The sequence below is a fragment of the Bradyrhizobium sp. AZCC 2176 genome, from assembly GCF_036924645.1.
Classification (GTDB): Bacteria; Pseudomonadota; Alphaproteobacteria; order Rhizobiales; family Xanthobacteraceae; genus Bradyrhizobium.
This window is the reverse complement of record NZ_JAZHRX010000001.1, coordinates 90,769-108,617: the sequence shown is the minus strand read 5'-3', so window position 1 is coordinate 108,617 and position 17,849 is coordinate 90,769. Positions and strand designations below refer to the sequence as shown.

Annotated in this window: 17 protein-coding genes; 9 read left to right on the top strand and 8 right to left on the bottom strand. The window is 64.0% G+C overall.

Annotated features, from left to right (window positions below; all coding sequences use genetic code 11):
- Window positions 1-51: 51 nt before the first annotated feature.
- Together V1288_RS00470 and V1288_RS00465 are read right to left on the bottom strand one after the other, a co-directional pair.
- Window positions 52-1,191, bottom strand: a complete 1,140-nt coding sequence (locus V1288_RS00470) for a thiolase C-terminal domain-containing protein (protein WP_334355207.1) — start codon at window positions 1,189-1,191, stop codon at window positions 52-54.
- 5 nt (window positions 1,192-1,196) lie between these two features.
- The gene (locus V1288_RS00465; RefSeq protein WP_057863339.1) at window positions 1,197-1,610 is read right to left on the bottom strand and encodes a Zn-ribbon domain-containing OB-fold protein; all 414 of its coding nucleotides are present in this window, start codon (window positions 1,608-1,610) and stop codon (window positions 1,197-1,199) included.
- A gap of 200 nt (window positions 1,611-1,810) precedes the next feature.
- Between V1288_RS00465 and V1288_RS00460 the strand changes: the two genes are divergently transcribed.
- From V1288_RS00460 to V1288_RS00440, 5 genes are all read left to right on the top strand, one after another.
- Window positions 1,811-3,160 carry an amidase gene (locus V1288_RS00460; RefSeq protein WP_334355206.1) on the top strand — a complete coding sequence of 450 codons (1,350 nt, stop codon included), beginning with the start codon at window positions 1,811-1,813 and terminating at the stop codon, window positions 3,158-3,160.
- A complete protein-coding gene (locus V1288_RS00455) occupies window positions 3,153-3,839 on the top strand; it encodes a DUF2848 domain-containing protein (protein ID WP_334355205.1) in 687 nt (228 codons plus the stop codon). Before V1288_RS00460 ends, V1288_RS00455 begins: the two co-directional genes overlap by 8 nt.
- Before the next feature lie 228 nt (window positions 3,840-4,067).
- Window positions 4,068-4,808 carry a 2OG-Fe(II) oxygenase gene (locus V1288_RS00450; RefSeq protein WP_334355204.1) on the top strand — a complete coding sequence of 247 codons (741 nt, stop codon included), beginning with the start codon at window positions 4,068-4,070 and terminating at the stop codon, window positions 4,806-4,808.
- A 19-nt stretch (window positions 4,809-4,827) separates the two neighbouring features.
- Window positions 4,828-5,481, top strand: coding sequence for a DNA oxidative demethylase AlkB (gene alkB / locus V1288_RS00445; RefSeq protein ID WP_334355203.1), 654 nt, complete (start codon window positions 4,828-4,830; stop codon window positions 5,479-5,481).
- 39 nt (window positions 5,482-5,520) lie between these two features.
- Window positions 5,521-6,759, top strand: coding sequence for an MFS transporter (locus tag V1288_RS00440; RefSeq protein ID WP_334355202.1), 1,239 nt, complete (start codon window positions 5,521-5,523; stop codon window positions 6,757-6,759).
- Between the two features lie 106 nt (window positions 6,760-6,865).
- Here the strand turns inward: V1288_RS00440 and V1288_RS00435 are convergent, their stop codons facing one another.
- From V1288_RS00435 to hpaH, 6 genes are all read right to left on the bottom strand, one after another.
- A complete protein-coding gene (locus V1288_RS00435) occupies window positions 6,866-8,491 on the bottom strand; it encodes a thiamine pyrophosphate-dependent enzyme (RefSeq protein ID WP_334355201.1) in 1,626 nt (541 codons plus the stop codon).
- 29 nt (window positions 8,492-8,520) lie between these two features.
- Window positions 8,521-9,390 carry a fumarylacetoacetate hydrolase family protein gene (locus V1288_RS00430; protein WP_334355200.1) on the bottom strand — a complete coding sequence of 290 codons (870 nt, stop codon included), beginning with the start codon at window positions 9,388-9,390 and terminating at the stop codon, window positions 8,521-8,523.
- An 11-nt stretch (window positions 9,391-9,401) separates the two neighbouring features.
- Window positions 9,402-10,385, bottom strand: a complete 984-nt coding sequence (hpaD, locus tag V1288_RS00425) for a 3,4-dihydroxyphenylacetate 2,3-dioxygenase (RefSeq protein ID WP_334355199.1) — start codon at window positions 10,383-10,385, stop codon at window positions 9,402-9,404.
- A gap of 103 nt (window positions 10,386-10,488) precedes the next feature.
- A complete protein-coding gene (hpaE, locus tag V1288_RS00420) occupies window positions 10,489-12,024 on the bottom strand; it encodes a 5-carboxymethyl-2-hydroxymuconate semialdehyde dehydrogenase (protein ID WP_334355198.1) in 1,536 nt (511 codons plus the stop codon).
- Window positions 12,017-12,415 carry a 5-carboxymethyl-2-hydroxymuconate Delta-isomerase gene (locus V1288_RS00415; RefSeq protein WP_334355197.1) on the bottom strand — a complete coding sequence of 133 codons (399 nt, stop codon included), beginning with the start codon at window positions 12,413-12,415 and terminating at the stop codon, window positions 12,017-12,019. The genes hpaE and V1288_RS00415 overlap by 8 nt, the downstream gene beginning before the upstream one ends.
- Window positions 12,416-12,444: 29 nt before the next feature.
- The gene (hpaH, locus tag V1288_RS00410) at window positions 12,445-13,251 is read right to left on the bottom strand and encodes a 2-oxo-hept-4-ene-1,7-dioate hydratase (RefSeq protein ID WP_334355196.1); all 807 of its coding nucleotides are present in this window, start codon (window positions 13,249-13,251) and stop codon (window positions 12,445-12,447) included.
- Window positions 13,252-13,466: 215 nt separating this feature from the next.
- On the opposite strand from hpaH, the gene hpaR reads away from it, so the two are divergent.
- The 4 genes from hpaR to V1288_RS00390 all read left to right on the top strand — a co-directional run bounded on the left by hpaR (window position 13,467) and on the right by V1288_RS00390 (window position 17,671).
- Complete coding sequence (hpaR, locus tag V1288_RS00405; RefSeq protein WP_442894004.1) at window positions 13,467-13,931, top strand: homoprotocatechuate degradation operon regulator HpaR; 465 nt, start codon at window positions 13,467-13,469, stop codon at window positions 13,929-13,931.
- A 211-nt stretch (window positions 13,932-14,142) separates the two neighbouring features.
- Window positions 14,143-15,228 carry a malate/lactate/ureidoglycolate dehydrogenase gene (locus tag V1288_RS00400; protein ID WP_334355194.1) on the top strand — a complete coding sequence of 362 codons (1,086 nt, stop codon included), beginning with the start codon at window positions 14,143-14,145 and terminating at the stop codon, window positions 15,226-15,228.
- Between the two features lie 51 nt (window positions 15,229-15,279).
- Window positions 15,280-16,059, top strand: a complete 780-nt coding sequence (locus V1288_RS00395; protein ID WP_334355193.1) for an HpcH/HpaI aldolase family protein — start codon at window positions 15,280-15,282, stop codon at window positions 16,057-16,059.
- 88 nt (window positions 16,060-16,147) lie between these two features.
- Window positions 16,148-17,671, top strand: a complete 1,524-nt coding sequence (locus tag V1288_RS00390; protein WP_334355192.1) for a UxaA family hydrolase — start codon at window positions 16,148-16,150, stop codon at window positions 17,669-17,671.
- Window positions 17,672-17,849 lie beyond the last annotated feature (178 nt).

Here is a 17,849-nt window from a genome sequence, read left to right as displayed (position 1 = left end):
CTCGAGATTCCGGGTCTGGTCCTTCGGACCATCCCGGAATGACGGAGGTTGTTACTTCTCGTTCGTAAAGATGATCGTGCCTGATGCTGCGAACATGCCGCCGACGCCGTGGCAGACCGAAATCTTTGCGTCCTTGACCTGCGCTGGCGCGATGCCGCGCATTTGCCGCACGCTCTCCTGCAGCGCGTACATGCCGTACATGCCGGAATGCATGTAGCTCAGGCCGCCGCCATTGGTGTTGAGCGGCAGCTTGCCGCCGGGGCGGGTATTACCCTCGGCGATGAACCTGCCGGTCTCCTCATGCGGCATGAAGCCGAGATCGCCGAGGCCATAGAGCGGCAGATGCGCAAAGGCGTCGTAGATCATCAAATGATCGACGTCCTTGTGGGCGATGCCAGCTTCGCGAAACGCGGTGGGGCCTGCGACCTTGAAGGCGCGCGAGGAGTTGAACGTTTCCATCTGGCTGACCATCGGCGTTTCCACGCTCTCGCCGGTGCCGAGAATATAGACCGGCTTGTTCGGAAAATCCTTGGCGCGGTCGGCAGAGGTGAGGATCAGTGCGCCGCCGCCGTCGGTGACGAGGCAGCATTGCAGGATGCGGAACGGGTAGGCGATCATCCGCGAATTCAGCACGTCCTCGACCGTGATGGGCGCCTTCATGGTGGCACGCGGATTCTTCGCCGCCCATTCCCGCTGGGCGACCGCGACCATTGCGATCTGCTCGTGGGTGATGCCATAGGTCTTCATGTAGCGCAGCACCGGGATCGGGAACATGCTGGGCGGCCCGTAGACGCCGAAGGGAGCTTCGAACTGGCCGTTGAGGCTGTCTGCCGGCGTCGAGCGGGGCAGCTTGCCGATCATCGACTTGCCGCTTTCGGCATGCGTGATCAGCACGGTCTTGCAGAGGCCGGCCTCGATCGCCGCAGCCGCGTGGCGAACATGCAGCATGAACGAGCAGCCGCCGACGGAGGTGCCGTCAACCCAGGTCGGCGTGATGCCGAGGTAATGGGCGATCTGCTGCGGGGTTTCCACCGCGGTGGCGATACCATCGATATCGGACAGTTTCAGCCCGGCATCGGCGATGGCGTTGAGCGCCGCATCCGCGTGCAACTGGATCTGCGACATGTTGGGGATGACGCCGAGTTCGGTGGTCTCGGCTGCGCCGACGACGGCGACCTGATTTCTGCGCATGGTGCTTAGCCCTTCGCCGGACGAAACAGGGGAAGGGTGATCTTGTCGTCGAGCTTCTCGAACGCGACTTCGAGCTTCATGTCGAGCTCGAGCGCCTCCGGCGTCTGCGGGCAATCGATGATGTTGCTCATCATGCGCGGACCTTCGTCGAGTTCGACGACGGCGATTGCATAAGGTGGCGTGAAGCCGGGCGCCGCCGGGCGGTGGTTGATGACATAGCTGTAGAGCTTGCCCTTGCCGCTCGCCTTGAAGACCGAGACCTTGCGCGAGGCGCAGGAGGGGCAGAACGGCCGCGGCGGGAAATAGACATTGGCGCAGGCATCGCAGCGTTGCAGGCGCAATTCGCCGGCCTGCGTTCCATCCCAGAAATGTTGCGTTTCAGGCGTGGGTTTTGGTTTCGCGCGCGCAGGCTCCGCCATATCGGCTCTTCTCCTTGAGAGTGCGGGCGTCCACCCGCTTGTTGCGGTCTTGATGCGATATTGACCGATCTCCGTCAACGGTCCGAGCAGCGGTGCTGTCGCATGGCCGCATTCCCGGCGCGTGAGAGCGCTTGTATGCCAGCCCGTCATCGGAGATAGTCCGCGCCACGGTAAATCGCACAGGAAGTAATCAAGAAGCCATGCCGAACCATCCGACGCTTGCGAGCCTCGCCGCCGATCTCGACACTGGGCGCACCACCGCGCGCAAACTGGTCGAGGAATGTCTTGCAAGGATTGCCGATCCCGCCGGCGAAGGCGCGCGGACCTTCATCCACGTCGACAAGGATGCGGCGATCGTCGCCGCCGACGCAATGGATCAGCTGCGCAAGGCGCGCGCCATGCCGTCGCCCTATGCCGGCATTCCCGTGTCGATCAAGGATCTCTACGACATCAGGGGGCAGGTGACCCGCGCCGGCTCGCGCGCGCTGGAAGACTCCGCGCCGGCGGAAGCCGATGCGCCTGTCGTGGCGCGGCTGCGCCGGGCGGGCTTCATCGTCATCGGCCGCACCAACATGACCGAATTCGCCTATTCCGGCATCGGCATCAATCCGCATTACGGCACGCCGAAAAGCGTCTTCAATCGCAGCGTCGGCCACGTGCCTGGCGGCTCGTCCTCGGGCGCGGCGGTCTCGATCGCCGATCGCATGGCCTATGGCGCACTCGGCACCGATACCGGCGGCTCCTGCCGGATTCCGGCAGCCTTTAACGGCATCGTCGGCTACAAGCCGACGCAACGCCGCGTGCCGCTTGACGGCGGTGTGCCGCTGTCGTTCTCGCTCGATAGTTTCGGCCCGCTCGCACGCAGTGTCGATTGCTGCGCGGTGCTTGACGCCGTGCTTGCGGGCGAAGCCGTACAGCCATTGCAGCCGCGTCCGATCAAGGGCATGCGGTTGGCGGTGCCGACCACGATCGCGCTGGATGACCTCGACGCTGACGTCGCAAACACATTTGAACGCGCGCTAGCGATGCTGTCGCGGCAGGGCGCGTCGATCGAGCGGATCGAGGTGCCGGAATTTCACGATGTCGGCGTCATGAACAGCAAGGGCGGTTTTGCTGCCGCGGAGAGCTATGCCTGGCACCGCTATCTGCTTACCAGCAAGGGAGACGTCTACGACCCCCGCGTTCGCGTCCGCATCCTGCGCGGCGAAGGCATCAGCGCGGCTGACTATATCGATATCGTCAATGCCCGCCGCTCGTTCATTGCGCGAACAGAGACGCGTATCGCGCCCTATGACGCACTGGTGCTGCCGACCACCGCCAACACGCCGCCCAAGATCGCCGATCTCGCCGATGACCAGGCCTTCGCTACGCAGAATTTGCGCGCGTTGCGCAATTGCACGCTGATCAACATGCTCGACGGCTGCGCGATTTCGCTGCCGGTGCATCGCGAAGGCGCGGTGCCGGTCGGGCTGATGCTCGCGGCAGCGGGCGGAGCGGACCGCCGCATCTTCGAACTGGCCGCCGGAATGGAGGACATCATCCGTGTTTGATCTGACCTTCAATGTCGACGACAAGGGTATGTTGACGCCGCTGACGCTCGCGATCGATCAGGCCGTCATCGCCGGCTGGACCGGCCGCGATCCGGTGGCGCGCGACAAGCACATCGCCGAACTCGAAGCGATCGGCATCGCGCGGCCGGCTTCAACGCCGATCTACTACCGCTGCTCGGCCCGGCGGATCACGCAGGCCGATCGCATCGAGGTTTCCGGTGAAAATTCCAGCGGCGAGGTCGAGTTCGTGCTGATCGGCTGGCAGGGCCGCATCTTCGTCGGCTGCGGTTCCGACCATACCGACCGCAAGGTGGAGAGCTACAGCGTCACCGTCTCCAAGCAGATGTGCGACAAGCCGGTAGCCTCCGTGCTGTGGGAACTGGAGGAGGTCATCGCGCATTGGGACCGGATGATCCTGCGATCCTGGTCCGTCATTGGCGGCGCCCGCGTCCTCTACCAGGAAGGCACGCTCGATGCGATGCTGCCGGTCAAGGACCTGATTGACCGCGGCTTTGGCGGCAAGGGCCTGCCCGACGGCTGCGCCATGTTCGGCGGCACCTTCGCCGCCAAGGGCGGCATCCGTCCGGCAGATCGTTTCGAGTTCGAGCTGGAGGATCCCGTGCTGAAGCGCAAGATCAGTCACGGGTATGATGTGATCACGATGCCGGTGTTGGGGTAAGCCCTCTACGTCGTTCCGGCCAAGCCAACGGGTCGGCGCGAAGCGCCGCCCGATGACAGGCTCCGCGCGAGCCGGGACCCATAACCACCGCTGTTCGTTGTTCCAGTTGGCTGGAGCCACAGCTCGGCAAACCGCGATGACCTGCGGATATGCGTACTTGCGTTCGTAGGGACGACGTCGATCGGAAATCGGGTGGTTTCGGCGAGGCTTGATTGCGATATTGATGCCATGAAAGCAACCGCAAGAAATCTAGACCGTTCGCCCACCATTGCCGCCCGCGTCGCTACCATCGACTGGGCGCAGGCGACCGCCGATCTCGACGCGCAGGGCTGCGCCGTTCTGAAGGGCCTGCTGTCGCCGGAAGAATGCGCCGCGCTGGCGGCGCTCTATCCGGATGACAAGAATTTTCGCAGCACGATCGTGATGGGGCGGCACGGGCTTGGCCGCGGCGAGTACAAATATTTCGCTTACCCGCTGCCCGACCCGATCGCAGAGCTGCGGCCGGCGCTTTACGCGCGGCTTCATCCCGTCGCCAATCGCTGGAACGAGACCATGGGGATCGACATCCGCTATCCCGAGCGTCACGAGGCGTTTCTGAAGCGTTGCCACGCCGCCGGGCAGACGCGGCCAACACCGCTGCTGCTGCAGTATGGTGAGGGCGATTACAACTGCCTGCACCAGGACCTCTATGGCGAGCACGTGTTTCCGCTGCAGGTCGCGATCCTGCTGTCGCAGCCGGGCCGCGATTTCGAAGGCGGCGAGTTCGTGCTGACGGAGCAGCGGCCGCGGATGCAGTCGCGGCCCGAGGTGGTTCCGCTGGCGCAGGGCGACGCGGTCGCCTTTGCTGTGCATCACCGGCCGGTGCAGGGGACGCGCGGGCCCTATCGGGTTAATCTGCGCCATGGCGTCAGCCGGATCCGCTCCGGCCACCGCCACACCGTCGGCGTGATCTTCCATGATGCCAAGTGACGAGTGAGTGCAGGCTGCGTTGACCGCTGATTTGTTCGAAACCGTTCCGGATGTGCGGCCATCGCGCGAAGTGATGGCTGATGGCGCCGTGTTGCTGCGCGGATTTGCCAAGTCCTTTGAAAGCGACGGGATCGCGGCGCTGCACGAGATCATCGCCCAAGCGCCGTTCCGGCGCATGTTCACGCCCGGCGGTCACCAGATGTCGGTGGCGATGACCAATTGCGGCAGCGCCGGCTGGGTCACGGACCACAGCGGTTATCGCTATGACGGCATCGATCCCGATTCCGGGCAGCCTTGGCCTGCGATGCCGCTGGCGTTTCGTGAACTTGCCGCGCGGGCGGCCACTGCCGGCGGCTTCGAAAGCTTTGCGCCGGACGCCTGCCTGATCAATCGCTATACGCCGGGCGCGCGGATGTCGCTGCACCAGGACAGGGACGAGCAGGATTTTGCTGCGCCGATCGTGTCGGTGTCGCTGGGGCTGCCCGTCATCTTCCTGTTTGGCGGCCCGAAGCGTGCCGACAAGCCGAACCGCTACCGGCTGGAGCATGGCGACGTCGTGGTCTGGGGCGGTCCGTCGCGGCTGTTCTTTCATGGTGTGGCCCCGCTCGCCGAGGGCGAACACGCCGTCATGGGTCGCCAGCGCATCAATCTGACTTTTCGAAAAGCGCGGTGATTCTACCTTGGTCTATGCTCGATCTGCCGGGGGGCTGACATGACCACATCAGAGGCAACGTCCGAGAACAACACCAGCGCCAACCGCACCGGTGTCTATCTTGCCGTGCTGCAACTGGTGTTCACGCTGGGCTGGACCACTTACGTCATCTACCTGCCGAAACTGTGCGCCGATGTCGGGATCGCGCCATCGGCCGTGATCCTGATCCTGATGCTGGATCAGGCGATCTTCACCATCACCGATACCGCGATGGGAATTGCCGCCGACAGAATCGCGCCGTTCGTCGGCAGGCTCGGCGTGTTCGTGGGCACTCTGACCGCGATCTCCTGCGCGGCCTTTGTCGCGCTGCCGTTCGTGGCGGGCACCGGGCCGGGTGCGCAGGTCTCGTTCATCGCTCTGATCCTGATCTGGGTCGTAACGTCATCGGCGCTGCGCGCGCCGCCGCTGACGTTACTCGGCAAATATGCCGCGCGGCCGGCGATTCCGTTCCTGTCGGCACTGGCGATGCTCGGCTATGGTCTGGCGGGCGCGGTGTCGCCCTATCTCGGCGTGGTGCTGCGCAATCATGACCCGCGACTCCCCTTCGTGATCTCGGGCGTGGTGCTGCTGATCACGACACTTGCCTTGTCGAAGGTCGAACGGGACCTGGCGCAGGCGCCTTCCGCCGCGAAACCACCAGCCGCGCCCGCAAAACCGCTCGGCCAGGTGCCGATGTTCTTCATCGCCTCGATGGTCATTCTCTCGCTCGGCTATCAACTGCATTTTTCCATCAACAGCACGCCGTTTTATCTGCGGTTCGCAAAACCGGATGAGTTGCCATGGCTGATGCCGGTGTTCTGGATCGGCTTCAACATCGCGATGTTTCCGGCGAGCGTCGTGGTCAAGCACCGCGGCGGGCTGGTCGTGATGGGCGCGGCAGGCCTGCTCGGCGCGCTGGCGGTGCTGGGCGCTGAAACGGCCGGCAATCTCAACATGCTGATCGCGGCGCAGTTCGTCGCTGGTGCTGCGTGGGGCTGCATGCTGATGGCCGCGGTCTCCGCGGCGCTCGCGATCGGGGAGAGCGGCGCCGAGGGCAAGATCGTCGGGCTGGTGTTTTCCGCGCTGGCGCTCGCGACCTTTGCGCGGATGGCGGCGGTTGCCGGCGGCCTGCAAAAACTGCCGGAATACGCGCCGCTGCTGCAATGGGCGCCGGTGGCGTGCTGGTCAGTCGCTGGTGCGGGCCTGCTGGTAATCGCGGCCTCGCGGATGCAGCGGAGCGTGGCGGCGGAAAGCGGCTAACGCCCTCGGCTGTCATTCCGGGATGGTGCGTTAGCACCAGACCCGGAATCTCGAGATTCCCCGATTGCGCATCCGAGGTTCGCTGCGCGCCCCGGAATGACGGTGGCTACGGTTTCGCCGGGTGGATGAACGCCCAGGGTGAGATTTCCGAATCCGTCGGCACCTCCACCGAAATTACGTAAGGCCCGCCATCGGCCAGCGCCTTCTCAAGCGCGGGGCGGAAGTGATCGGGCGAGGTAACCCGTGCCGCGCCAACGCCGAAGGATTCCGCCAGTTTCACGAAATCCGGATTGACCAGGTCGGACGCCACCACGCGGCCGTCAAAGCGTTCGCGCTGGTCGCGGCGGACATTGCCGTAGGCGTTGTTGTTGAAGACCAGCGTCACGACGCCGATCTTGAATTGCACGGCGGTGGATAGTTCCTGCACGCCGAACATGAAGCCGCCGTCGCCGGTGATGGCGACCACCGGCCGATCCGGATTGGCGACCTTGGCGCCTAGGGCGGTGGGAAATCCCGATCCGAGCGTGCCCTGGTAGCCCGAGGTAATGAAGGTACGCGGTTCGTAGATCGGAAAGCCGTACCAGGAGGCGAAGCCGACCTGCGACAGCTCGTCGGTGACGATCGCATTCGCCGGCAGCACCTCCCTCAGGATGTTCAGGTAGGCCATTTGCGGCTGAACCTTCTGGATCTCCTGATGCGCCGCCGCGGTGGCCTCGCGGATTTCGGCACGCCGGCCGCTGGTCTTGCTGTAGCCGGCCTTTTTCACGGCCGCCGCCAGATCGGCCGTGCCGGCCTTGGCATCCGCGATCACGGCTGCGTCGGGCGTGAACCGCCGCATCTCGACGGGATCGATGTCGATGCGAACCGATTTCAGGCCGTCCGGCCGATAAGGCCAGCGCGACATCGTCGGCAATTCCAGCCTCGTGCCGATCCCGATCATCAGATCGGTGGTCGGCCACAGCCTGTAAGCCGCCGCCATGGTCAGCCCAAGCTCATGCGCATTGGAGACGATGCCGCGCCCGCTGCGGAACGCCACCACCGGCGCATCGATCATCTCTGCAAGTTCGAGGATTTCCTCGCGCGCATGGATCGCGCCGCTGCCGACGAAGATCATCGGCCGCTTGCTGGCCTTGATGAGATCAGCGGCGGCCTTGATGCGATCAGGATCCGGCTGCGGGGCGGGGAGGGTATCGAACACTCTGGCGGGTCCGACCTCCGCGCGCTGCGTAAACACGTCCCACGGCATTTCCAGCGACACCGGCCCGCGACGACCGGACATCATTTCCTGGAAAGCACGCGAGACCATGGCCGGTGCGACGTCGGGATATTCGATGCGGTCGGCCCATTTTACAAACGTGCGCAGCGTTGTGAGCTGATCCGGCATCTCGTGCAGATGGCCGCGGCCTTTACCCAGGAATTGCGTCGGCACCTGGCCGGTGAGGCACAGCACCGGCTCGTTCGATCCGAACGCGGTGAGCAATGCTGCGCCGGCGTTGAGCACGCCGGGGCCGGGCACCACGCTGAACACGCCGGGGCGGCCGGTCGACCGCGCATAACCGTAGGCCATGTAGCCGCAGGCCTGCTCGTGCCGCGCGCCGATCACCTTCAATTGCGCCTGATGGAACGCGTCGAACAGGCCGTAGATCTGCGCGCCGGGCAGGCCGAACACGGTGTCGACGCCATGCGCGACGAGGCCATTGACGATCGCTTCGCCGCCGGAAGTTGAGGTCATTGCACTATCCACTCGCTTCTCAGGATTGATCAGGCTTCGTCGACCACGCCGTTCTTCAACACGCCCACGCCCTCGGCTTCAACCTCGATGACGTCGCCGGGCTTGAGATAGCGCGGCGGGTCGAACCGCGCGCCGGCGCCGGTCGGCGTTCCCGTCACGATGACGTCGCCGGGCACCAGCGTTGTAAAGGTCGAGAGATAGTTGATCAAATAGCGGAAGCCGAAAATCAATCGGCCGGTGCGGTCGTCCTGCCGGGTCTCGCCGTTGACCCGCGTGGTGAGGCGGATGTCGGCAATCTGGCTTTCGTCTGTGTAGGGGACGAGCCACGGGCCGAGGCTGCCGGTGGAATCGAAATTCTTGCCCTGGGTGACGTTGAACTTGGCGTGGCGCACCCAGTCGCGGATGGTGCCTTCGTTGCACAGCGTGACCGCGGCGATATGGTCCAACGCGTCGCTCTCCTTGATGTGCCGGCCGCCCTTGCCGATAACAAGCACCAGTTCGCCCTCATAGTCGAGCTGGGCCGAGGCGCGCGGGCGCACCAGCGGCGTGTTGTGGCCGACAAAGGAGCGCGGCGTCCGCATGAACATGCTCGGATATTTCGGCGCCTCCTGCCCGTCCTTGTATTCCGCATTGCGGTCCGGATAGTTCACGCCGATGCAGATGATCTTTTCCGGCGAAGGGATCGGCGGCTGCCATGCGATCGCATCAAGCGGATGGTCCGGCGTGCGCTTCGCGGCATCTTCGGCAAGTTTCATCAGCGCGCCAGCGGCGATCGCTTCGCGCAGCGTCGGGTAGTCTTTGCCGAAACGCGCGGAGAGATCGACGATGCCGGCATCGGTCACGGCGCCGTATTTGTTCGCGCCGTTGACGGTGTAGGTAGCGAGGCGGGAATGAGTCATTGGCAATCCGATCAATCCGCAATCGTGACGTCGGCGACGAAGGCCGGTTCGCGCACGGCCTGGCCCGCGAAGGGCGTACCTTCCTCGAACCAGGAGCGCGGCGCGGGCGCGCCCCACAGCGTCTGCCGGCGCGGGTCCTTCAGCGACCAGCGCAGCGGCTCGTGGTCGTGATCACCGGTGAAGTAATCGCTGGTATAGAGCTCGAGGCGATGCCCGTCAGGATCCCGGACATAGAGGAAGAACGCATTCGAGATGCCGTGGCGGCCCGGGCCGCGCTCGATGTTCTTTAGATAGCCGCTGGAGGCCATGACGTCGCACAGATGCAGGATGTTCATCGCAGTCGGCGTCCAATAGGCGATGTGGTGCAGGCGAGGGCCGCGGCCGTTGGTGATGGCTAAGTCATGGACATTGCCCTTGCGGTGCATCCAGGCCGCCGCGATGCGCCCGTTCGGGCCGTCTTCCTCGCCATATTCGGTCAGGCGGAAGCCGAGCCGGGCGTAGAAATCGACGGTTCCCTGAACCTCGGGCGAGAAGACGTTGAAATGGTCGAGCCGCTGCGGGTGACAACCCTTGTAGAGGTCGTAGCGCCGCAGCAGATGCGGGCGCTTGTCCATCGTCGCATAGAGTTCGAGCTGAAAGCCGGCGGGATCGGTGAATTGCAGCGTGCGGCCCTGGAACGGCTGATCGGCGAAAGCGTAAGCGATGCCGTTCTCGGAAAAGAAGGTGGCGGCCCTGTCGAGATCGCCGTCATTGCCGACCTTGAAGCCGAGCCGGCTGCAGGCCGCGACTGGCGCCTTCCGCAGCACCAGCGAATGATGCTGATGCTCCTCGCTGCCACGTAAGTAGACCGCCGTGGTGTCGCTGTCCTCGACATGGAGGCCGACGGTGTTCTCGTAAAAGGCGCGGCTCTTGTTGAGGTCGACGACATCAAGCACGGCATGGCTGCAGCGGATGATGTTGAAGGGGGGATCGAAGATGTGTGTCGGAACGGGCATGAGCGTTTCCTCGGATTCTCTGTCATTCCGGGGCGGTCCGGAGGACCGAACCCGGAATCTCGAGGTTCCGGGTTCGCTTCGGGCCCCGGAACGACGGTGAGTTCTAGATTCCCAGTCTCTGAATCTTGTGCGTCCCGCGCGCGAGCGAGACGTGCTTGGTCTCCATGTAGAAGTCGAACGAGTAGTCGCCGCCGTCGCGGCCGATGCCAGATGATTTCATGCCGCCGAATGGCGTCGGCAGATGGCGGACGTTTTCGGAGTTGAGCCAGATCATGCCGGCCTCCAGCGCGTCGGCCACACGCAATGCGCGGCCCATGTCGCCGGTCCAGACATAGCCGGTGAGGCCATACTGCACGCCGTTTGCGATTTCGATGGCGTCCCTTTCGTCCTTGAACGGGATCACGGTCAGGAACGGGCCGAACACTTCCTCCTGCGCCACCCGCATCTTTGAATGGGCGCCGGTAACCAGCGTCGGCTGCACGTAGTGGCCGCCGCCGGGGCCGTCATGTAGCTTGCCGCCGACGGCAATGGTGGCGCCGTCCTTCCGCGCGACGTCGAAATAGCTGCAGACTTTCGCCAGATGCCGCTCGTGGATCAGCGGCCCGATTTCGGTAGCGGGGTCGAGCGGATGGCCGACCTTCAGCGCCTTCACCCGGGTTGTCAGCTTTTCGATGAACTTGTCGGCGATGCCTTGCTGAACCAGCAGCCGGCTGGAGGAAGTGCAGCGTTCGCCGTTGAGCGAGTAGATCATGAAGACCACCGCATCCAGCGCCCGGTCGAGGTCGGCGTCCTCGAACACGATCACCGGGTTCTTGCCGCCGAGCTCGAAATGGACGCGCTTCAGGGTAGGGGCCCCCTGCGCCATGATCGCCGAGCCGGTTGAACTTTCGCCGACAAAGCCGATCGCCTTGATCGCGGGGTGCTCGGTCAGCGCCTTGCCGGCTTCCTCGCCCATGCCGTGCACGGTGTTGAGCACGCCGTCGGGCAGGCCAGCCTGCTTCGCGAGTTTTGCCAGCAGGTCCGCCGTTACCGGCGACCATTCTGCCGGCTTGTGCACGACGGTGCAGCCGGCGGCCAAGGCAGGGGCGATCTTCCAGGTCGACAGCATGAACGGCGTGTTCCACGGCGTGATCACGCCAACCGGACCGATCGGCACCCGGGTCGAGATGTTCCAGTGCTCTTCGGAGGGCATGTTGAGGCCGTCCCGGGCCTCGGCGCACCTGTCGGCAAAGAAGCGAAAATTCTCCGCCGCCCGGATCGCGGCCTTGGCCATGAAGCGGTGGGCCTGGCCGGTGTCGATGCATTCCAGTACCGCGATGTCGTCAGCGTGATCCTCGATCGCATCCGCCACGCGATGCAGCAATTTCTTCCGCGCAGCCGCAGACATCTCGCGCCAGGATTTGAAGGCTGTCGCGGCTGCGGTTGCGGCACGGTCGATGTCTTCGGCATTGCCGCGCGCCACCGACGCCAGCACCGCGCCGTCGACCGGGGACCTCGTCTCGAACGTCTGGCCCGAGATCGACGACACGGTCCTGCCGTCGATCAGGTGCCCGATGCCCTCACTCTTTAGTTTGGCGAGCAGGGGCACGGCTCGGTCACGGTTGGCCTGAAACAGGTCCTTGGGTGTCGCCTTATCCATTGAGAGCCTCCACTTTCAGAGCTTCGTGGATGTTGTTGCGTTTCCAGCTTGTTTCCTTGTCGTTGATCTGCATGTCGAACGACAGCGCGAACTTTTGGTTCGCGAACACCGGATCAAGGCAGGCCGACAGCGCCTTGAAAATATGTTCACCGGCCTTTTTGCGCGTAGCGAGGTCGCGGCCTTCGCCGAGCCGCAGCACCATGTCGAGGAAGCCATAATTCTGGCGGCCATCGGCGATCGCATAATGCTCGCACCTGACAGCGCGGACGCGAATACCTCCGAGCGGGAATATGCCGGTCTCGGCCGCGGCCTTGCGAACCAGCTCCACGACCGCGCCCATGTCGACGCTGCGATCGAGATTGCCTGAATATTCAATCGTGAAGTGCGGCATGTTGCGATGACTCCCGCTTTCCTAACGCATCAAGCGAAGTAGCAGCTCACGGAACCGTAAGGTCCATAGTCCGCCTGGATCGTGTCGCCCTTGCGGGTCTCGATCGGGCGGATGAACGATCCCGCCAGCACCACCTGTCCGGCTTCCAGCGCCAGCCCGTTCGGCGCGATCTTGTTGGCCAGCCAGGCTACCGATGTCGCGGGATGGTTGAGAACGCCGGCTGCAAGCCCGGTTTCCTCGAGTTGGCCGTTACGGAAACACAGCGCGCCGATCCAGCGCAGGTCGGCATCCATCGGCCGGATCGGGCGGCCGCCGAGCACGATGCCGGCATTCGCCGCGTTGTCGGCGATGGTGTCGAAGATCTTGCGGGTGGATTTGGTCTGCGGATCGACCCGTTCAACCCGCGTATCCAGAATCTCCAGCGCGGGCACCACAAAATCGGTGGCGTTCAGCACGTCGAACATCGTGCAGTCCGGCCCCGAAAGCCGCGACTTCATCACGAAGGCGAGTTCGGCTTCGACGCGGGTGGCGATGAAGCGGTTCGACGGCACCAGCCCGCCATCGGCAAAGAACATGTCGTCGAGCAGGATGCCGGAATCCGGCTCGTCGATGTTGAGCGCGCTCTGCATCGCCTTCGAGGTCAGGCCGATCTTGTGGCCCCTTACGACGCGCCCCCCTGCGACTTTCATCTCGACCCAGGCTTTCTGAATAGCGTAGGCATCTTCGATCGTTATGCCGGGATGTTCGAGCGAAAGCTGCCGGATCTGCTGGCGGGTTTTTTCGGCCTGATCGAGCCGCTCGGCGGCACTTCGGATTTCGTCTCTGGAAAGGGCCATGGGCGTCCGGCGGCTCAGCAAAAAAAGAGGCTGAAATTTGTTTAACATGTTAAGTTATCCGGCGCAAACTGATTTGGTGCTTGTTGCGCCGCAAAACTTTATCCTTCGCGCAATCGAGGATTCCTGATGGCGGACCACTGAAGATGGCAGGCAAGAAATCGCCGAACGGATCGCGTTCGGACCCCGAGGGAACGCTCGAGCTCCGGCGCGCACCGATGCGCGAATTCTCCCGTTCGCTACCGATGTCGCTTCTGCGCGCCCGCGAAGCCGTGATGCGCCAGTTCCGCCCGTCCTTGCGCACTCATGGGCTGACCGAACAGCAGTGGCGGATCCTGCGCGCACTGACGACGGTTGATACCATCGAGGTGACTGAGCTGGCGCGTGTCGCCTTTTTGCTGGGTCCGAGCCTGTCGCGAATCCTGCGCGATCTTGAAGCACGCGATCTGATCGAGCGGCGGACCGCCAAGGCCGACCTCCGCCGCGGCGAGGTGTCGATTTCGTCCAAGGGGCTGAAGCTGATCGAGGCCGTCGCGCCGACGTCGGAAGCGATCTATGCCGAGATCACCAATCGCTACGGCGCGCGCAAGCTCGCCGAACTGCAGGACATGCTGGGCGAACTGGAGCGCAGCCTTGCCGCGATGGAGGTGGCCGGTGAGGGCGACGCCGAGCCCGACGAGTAAGCGCAAATTTGCATGATGCTAGCGGCCCGATGCATACCGGCCGGGCAAATGATTGCAATCATTGGCTAATGCGAGTGAGGGCGGTAGACACGCACGCAGTTTTTCGCTCAAAGTGCCGGCCAAGCCGGTCATCAAAACCGGTGTGGGAGTTCTCGGGTTTAGCTGCTGACATGCAGGGTTCCCGGTGCAAGGACAGGGCTGAAATCCGGATATGGTCACAATAAAAGTCAACAACCTGATCGATTTTGTCGCCGAGGTTTTTTCGCATTCGGAGTCCTCGCCCGAGGAAGCGAGGCGCATCGCGACCTACCTGACGACAGCCAATCTCACCGGCCATGATAGCCACGGCGTGATCCGGGTGCCGGTCTATATCCGCTGGAAGAAGACGGGCAACGTCATCCCCAACCAGACCCCCGAGATCGTTGTCGATACGCCCTCGCTCGCCGTGGTCGATGGCAAGTTCGGCTACGGCCAGACCGTGACGCCGTTCGCGGTGCGGACCGGCATTGAGAAGTGCAAGAAGGCGGGGCTATCGGCGATCGCGCTGCGCAATGCCGGGCATATCGGCCGCGTCGGCGACTGGGCCGAAATGGCCGCCGCCGAAGGGCTGGTGTCGGTCCATTTCGTCAATGCCGCGGGCTCGCTGCTGGTGGCGCCGTTCGGTGGCGTGCAGAAGCGGCTTTCAACCGCCCCCTATTGCGTCGGCATTCCGCGGCAGGGGCAGGACCCGATCGTGCTGGATTTCGCCACCTCCATTGTCGCCGAGGGCAAGGTGCTGGTGGCGAGCCGCGGCGGCAAGAAGCTGCCGACCGGCGCTCTCGTTGACGCCGACGGCACGCTGAGCGAAGAACCGTCCGTGCTCTATGGTCCCTACACGCCTGACGGGCCGCGTGACCACACCAAGGGCACCGGCGCGATCCGCGCCTTCGGCGAGCACAAGGGTTCGGGGCTTGCCTTCATCTGCGAACTGCTCGGCGGCGCGCTGACCGGCACCGGCGCCACCTCGGGCGGGCGCCAGTTTGCCAACGGCATGCTCGCCTTCTATGTCGATCCCAAGGTGATCGACACCAGCAACTACTTCGACAGCGAAATCTCGCGCTACACTGATTTCATCCGGCAAACCAAGCCGATCGCCGGCGTCGAGAGCGTGCTGGTCCCCGGAGACCCCGAACGCAAGATGCGCGCCGAGCGCACCAGGAACGGCGTGCCGCTGCCGGACGATACCTGGGCTGCCATCGTCAACACCGCCCGCGAGGTCGGCGTGAGCGAAGCCAGCATCCAGCGCGCCGCCAGCTAATCAACTCCGCGAACTCCAACAATTGTAACGATCACAAAGGGAAAGCGATCAATGGCAACCAACAACGTCAAGAAAGTATGGGCCTCCGGCAAGGCCGTGGTGAACGCGTGGCTCGCGATTCCGTCCGGCTTCTCCGCCGAAGTGATCGCGCAATGCGGCTTCGACAGCGTCACCGTCGACATGCAGCACGGCGTGCAGGATTACCTCTCGATGGTTCAGTGCTTTCAGGCGATGAACGGCCATCCGGTGACGCCGATGGTCCGCGTGCCCTGGAACGAGCCCGGCATCATCGGCAAGGTGCTCGACGGCGGCGCCTATGGCGTGATCTGCCCGATGATCAACACCCCGCAGGAAGCCAAGAACCTCGTTCAGTACGCCAAGTATCCGCCGAAGGGCACCCGCTCGAACGGCCCGATCCGCTCGGGCATGTACGGCTCCGCCGGTTCCTACCAGCAGACGGCCAACGACGAGATCGTGCTGTTGCCGATGATGGAGACCAGGACCGCGGTCGAGAACATGGAAGCGATCCTCGACGTCGAGGGCATCGACGGCGTCTATATCGGCCCGTCCGACCTCGGCTTCTCCTACGGCCTGGTGCCGAAGCTCGACCGCGACGAGCCGGAAATCCTCAAGATCTACGAGAAGATCGTCAAGGAATGCGGCAAGCGCGGCCTCAATCCCGGCATCCACTGCTCCGGCGCCGACGGCGCGGTGCGCGCGATCAACATGGGCTTCAAGCTGGTAACGCTCTCGAACGAGAGCGGCTTGATGATGACCTACGCCAAGATGCAGGTGAACCAGACCCGGAAGGATTCGGGCGGGAAGGCGTAAGATGCGAATGGCGAGTGGCGAATAGCGAGTAGAGTTTCTATTTGCCATTCGCTACTCGCTACCCGCCAATTTTAGAGGAGACACCCCCATGACCCCGGCACCCGTGATCCGCCTGCATCCCGACGATGGCGTGCTGATCGCGCGCGCGAGCCTGCCGCCGGGCATGGTGGTGGCTGATGGCGTCACCACGGTCGAGCGGATTCCAGCCGGCCACAAGGTCGCGATCAGGCCGATCGCCGTGGGTGAGCCGGTGCGCCGCTACGGCCAGATCATCGGCTTTGCCACCGCGCCGATTGCGCCGGGCCAGCACGTGCACACGCAAAACTGCGGCATGGGCGATTTCGCCAAGGACTATGCGTATGGCGTCGACGTCAAGCCGGTGCCGAATTTCGATCTGCCCGCGACCTTCGAAGGCATCCGCCGCGCAGACGGCCGGGTCGCGACCCGCAACTATATCGGCATCCTCACTTCGGTGAACTGCAGCGCCCATGTCGCCGGCATCGTCGCCGACATGTTCAAGAAGAATCCATTTACCGGCAATAACCCGCTGGCCGATTTCCCGAATGTCGACGGCGTGGTGGCGCTGACCCACAAGACCGGCTGCGGCATGACGCAGGATGAGCCGCTGGCGCTGCTGCGGAGGACGCTCGGCGGTTACGCGCGGCATGTGAACTTCTCCGCCGTCGTGGTGCTGGGGCTCGGCTGCGAGGTCAACCAGATCGGCGGGCTGATGCAGGAACAGAAACTCGCCGGCCGGCTGCGCGCGATGGACATCCAGGAAGTCGGCGGCACCCGCAAGACGGTCGAGGCCGGCATCGCCTTTGTGAAGGAGGCGTTGACGGACGCCAACAAGGTCAAGCGCGAACCCGTGCCGGCCAGCGAATTAACGGTGGCGCTGCAATGCGGTGGCTCCGACGGTTACTCCGGCGTATCAGCCAATCCGGCGCTGGGTGCGGCAAGCGATCTGCTGGTTGCCCATGGCGGCACCGTGATCCTCTCGGAGACGCCCGAGACCTATGGCGCCGAGCATCTGCTGACGCGGCGCGCGGTCAGCCGCGAGGTCGGCGAAAAGCTCGTCGGCCTGATGCGCTGGTGGGAAGAATATACCAAGCGCGAAGGCGCCGAGATGAACGCCAACCCGAGCCCCGGCAACAAGGCCGGCGGCCTCACCACGATCCTGGAAAAATCATTGGGCGCGATGGCCAAGGCCGGCAGCACCAATCTGGTCGACGTGCTCAACTACGCCGAGCCCATCACCAAGAAGGGTTTTGTCTTTATGGACACGCCCGGCTACGACCCGGTCGCGGCCACGGGCCAGGTGGCCGGCGGCGCCAACATGGTGTGCTTCACCACAGGGCGCGGCAGCGTGTTCGGCTGCAAGCCCGCGCCCTCGATCAAGCTCGCCACCAACACGCCGATGTACCAGCGCATGAAAGACGACATGGACGTCAATTGCGGCACCATCCTCGACGGTGAGGAAACCGTGCAGCAATGCGGCCAGCGCATTTTCGAACTGATGCTGAAAACGGCATCGGGCCAGCCGACCAAGAGCGAAAGTTTTGATTTCGGCGGCGCCGAGTTCGCACCCTGGGTGCTTGGGGCGACGATGTAGTTCTCGCTCCGCTCTCGCGTCGCCCCTGCGGAACGCAGGGGCCCATAACCACGGGCGTTTGTTGTTTGAGGCGGTGTCAGCGATCTTGTTTCACCCGAGATATCACGCGGTATGGGTCCCTTCGTTCCGCAGGGACGACAGCGTTCCGCACTTCCCATAGGCACCCCGTGCCCGTTGT

Bases quoted from the DNA above. Each gene is read 5' to 3' on its own strand.
- V1288_RS00470 (WP_334355207.1), bottom strand. From the start codon at position 1,191: ATGCGCAGAAATCAGGTCGCCGTCGTCGGCGCAGCCGAGACCACCGAA.
- V1288_RS00465 (WP_057863339.1), bottom strand. From the start codon at position 1,610: ATGGCGGAGCCTGCGCGCGCGAAACCAAAACCCACGCCTGAAACGCAA.
- V1288_RS00460 (WP_334355206.1), top strand. From the start codon at position 1,811: ATGCCGAACCATCCGACGCTTGCGAGCCTCGCCGCCGATCTCGACACT.
- V1288_RS00450 (WP_334355204.1), top strand. From the start codon at position 4,068: ATGAAAGCAACCGCAAGAAATCTAGACCGTTCGCCCACCATTGCCGCC.
- V1288_RS00440 (WP_334355202.1), top strand. From the start codon at position 5,521: ATGACCACATCAGAGGCAACGTCCGAGAACAACACCAGCGCCAACCGC.
- V1288_RS00435 (WP_334355201.1), bottom strand. From the start codon at position 8,491: ATGACCTCAACTTCCGGCGGCGAAGCGATCGTCAATGGCCTCGTCGCG.
- V1288_RS00430 (WP_334355200.1), bottom strand. From the start codon at position 9,390: ATGACTCATTCCCGCCTCGCTACCTACACCGTCAACGGCGCGAACAAA.
- hpaD (WP_334355199.1), bottom strand. From the start codon at position 10,385: ATGCCCGTTCCGACACACATCTTCGATCCCCCCTTCAACATCATCCGC.
- hpaE (WP_334355198.1), bottom strand. From the start codon at position 12,024: ATGGATAAGGCGACACCCAAGGACCTGTTTCAGGCCAACCGTGACCGA.
- V1288_RS00415 (WP_334355197.1), bottom strand. From the start codon at position 12,415: ATGCCGCACTTCACGATTGAATATTCAGGCAATCTCGATCGCAGCGTC.
- hpaH (WP_334355196.1), bottom strand. From the start codon at position 13,251: ATGGCCCTTTCCAGAGACGAAATCCGAAGTGCCGCCGAGCGGCTCGAT.
- hpaR (WP_442894004.1), top strand. From the start codon at position 13,467: ATGCGCGAATTCTCCCGTTCGCTACCGATGTCGCTTCTGCGCGCCCGC.
- V1288_RS00400 (WP_334355194.1), top strand. From the start codon at position 14,143: ATGGTCACAATAAAAGTCAACAACCTGATCGATTTTGTCGCCGAGGTT.
- V1288_RS00395 (WP_334355193.1), top strand. From the start codon at position 15,280: ATGGCAACCAACAACGTCAAGAAAGTATGGGCCTCCGGCAAGGCCGTG.
- V1288_RS00390 (WP_334355192.1), top strand. From the start codon at position 16,148: ATGACCCCGGCACCCGTGATCCGCCTGCATCCCGACGATGGCGTGCTG.